A 2582-nucleotide genomic window follows, 5' to 3' on the forward strand; every position below is an offset into this window, starting at 1 on the left:
GAGCAATATCACGCCAAGCGCGATTTCCGGAAAACCGCCGAACCGGCCGGCAAGGTCGGCCGGCACAAGAAAAGTGGGGCCGGCGGCATTTTCGTCGTCCAGAAGCACGCCGCCACGCGGCTCCACTATGATTTTCGGCTGGAGCACGATGGCGTGCTGTGGAGCTGGGCGGTGACGCGCGGCCCGAGCCTCGATCCGCATGAGAAGCGGCTGGCCGTGCATGTCGAGGACCACCCGATCGACTACGCCTCCTTCGAAGGCACCATTCCGAAGGGCGAATATGGCGGCGGCTCGGTCATCGTCTGGGATGACGGCAGATGGGTTCCGGAAGGCGATCCGGCCGAAGGCATGAAGAAAGGCCATATCGATTTCGAGCTCGAAGGCCACAAATTGCATGGCCGCTGGCATCTGGTCAGGCTGAAGCCCAGGCCTGACGAAAAGCGCGACAACTGGCTGCTGATCAAGTCCGACGATGCCGCCGCCCGCCCTGGCGAGGACGTCCTCAAGGACGAGCCGCAATCGGTGAGGTCCGGCCTCACGATCGAGGAGGTCGGCGAAGGCAAGTCAGCCAAGGGCGAGAAGCCAAAGGTCTGGCACTCCAACAAGCCGGCAGCAGCCGGCAAGGCAAGAGCCGGGCCTGCCAAGCGCCTCGAATTCATCGAGCCGCAGCTCGCCACGCTGGAAAAGAACGCGCCTTCCGGTGATGACTGGCTGCATGAGGTGAAGTTCGATGGCTACCGCATGCAGGCGCAAATCGCCGGCAGCGACGTCAGGCTGCTGACGCGCGCCGGCCTCGACTGGACAAAGAAATTTGAAGGCCCGGTCACCGCAGCGCTCGCCGGTCTCAAATGCCGGGATGCCATCATCGACGGCGAGATCGTCGTGCTGGCCGACAGCGGCGTGTCGTCCTTCCCCCTGCTGCAGGCGGACCTTTCGGCCCGCCGCGCCGACCGCTTCATCTACTATGTCTTCGATCTGATGCGGCTCGACGGCGAGGATTTGCGCCGCGAGCCGCTGGTCGAGCGCAAGCAGGCGCTCGCCGAACTGCTCGGCGAGCAGCCGGAGGACTCGGCGCTGCGCTTCAGCGATCATTTTTCCGAACCCGGCAAGGTCATCCTGCAGCATGTCTGCCGCATGGGTCTCGAGGGCGTGGTGTCGAAACGCGCCGACGCGCCCTACCGCAGCGGGCGCGGCCTCACCTGGGTGAAGTCGAAATGCACGCTGCGCCAGGAATTCGTCATTGGCGGCTACCTGCCCTCGGACAAGACCGGACGCGGCCTGCGCTCCCTGCTGGTCGGCTACCATGAAGGCGGCAAGTTGCACTATGCCGGCCGCGTCGGCACCGGCTTTTCCGGCAAGGTAATGGCCGGTCTCAAGAAGAAGCTCGACAGCCTCGAGGCCAAGGAATCGCCGTTCTCGGCGGCCGTGCCGAAGGGCAAGGGGCTCACCTGGGTCAGGCCTGAACTTGTCGGCGAAGTGGAGTTCCGGAGCTGGACATCCGACCGTATAATCCGCCACGCCTCGTTCCAGGGGCTGCGCGAGGACAAGCCGGCGGAGGAAGTCGTGCAGGAAAAGCCGAAGCAGGCCGACGGCAAGGCTGAAGCAAAGTCGGGTAGCGGCAAGACCGCGCCAAAACCCTCGGCAGGAACGGCGATGACCTCGATAAAACTCTCGCATCCCGACAAGCTGCTGTGGCCCGACGAGAAGGTCTCCAAACAGGACCTGCTCGACCATTACGCTCTGGTGTGGACGCGCATGGAGCCGTTCGTCGTCGACCGGCCGCTGGCTCTCGTGCGGGCGCCGGATGGCATCCACGGGCAGCGCTTCTTCCAGAAACATGCCTCGCCCGGCATGAGCGACAAGATCGCCAGGATGAAGGATCCGACCGACGGCGAGGAGATCCTGTTCATCAGGGATTTCGACGGGCTTGCCGCGCTCGTCCAGTACGGTGTGGTCGAGGTCCATATCTGGGGCTCGACCGTCGACGAGCTGGAAAAGCCGGACCAGATCATCTTCGACCTCGATCCGGACGAAGGCGTCGACGTCAAACGCGTGCGCGAGGCGGCGCTCGACATCCATAAGCGGCTCGACGAGCTGTCGCTGCCGAACTTGGTCAAGACCTCCGGCGGCAAGGGCTATCACGTGCTGGTGCCGTTGAAGCCGTCGGCGGACTGGGACGAGGTCAAGGATTTTGCTCATGACTTCGCTCGGGCGCTGGAGCAGGCTTCGCCCGACCGCTACACGGCGACCCTGTCGAAGAAGGCGCGCACGGGCAAGATCTTCGTTGACTATCTGCGCAACGGCAGAGGCTCGACCACGGTCGCGCCCTACTCGTCGCGCGCCAAGAAGGGCGCGACGGTGTCGATGCCGGTGACCTGGCCGGAGCTCGAAAAGGGCTTGGCTCCCAACGCCTTCCCGCTCGGCGACGCGACGACGCTGAGTGAGCTGAAGAAGGCCGACCCGTGGGCGGATTTCTTCAAGCTGGGCAAGGTGTTGAAGCGGGGTTGAATCTCTTAAGATCGGCGGGCCAGCGCCCCCCTCTGCCCTGCCGGGCATCTCCCCCGCAAGGGGGGAGATTGCAG

General features: G+C 64.5%; 1 protein-coding gene. It reads left to right on the forward strand.

The window, feature by feature from the left end; translation table 11 throughout:
* Positions 1 to 2508 (forward strand): DNA ligase D (gene ligD / locus EOA29_RS32535; RefSeq protein ID WP_127222151.1); only part of this gene is annotated, 2508 nt, incomplete at its 5' end.
* Between the last annotated feature and the right edge of the window lie 74 nt (positions 2509 to 2582).

This window comes from Mesorhizobium sp. M1E.F.Ca.ET.063.01.1.1 (assembly GCF_003998155.1).
Taxonomy (GTDB): domain Bacteria; phylum Pseudomonadota; class Alphaproteobacteria; order Rhizobiales; family Rhizobiaceae; genus Mesorhizobium.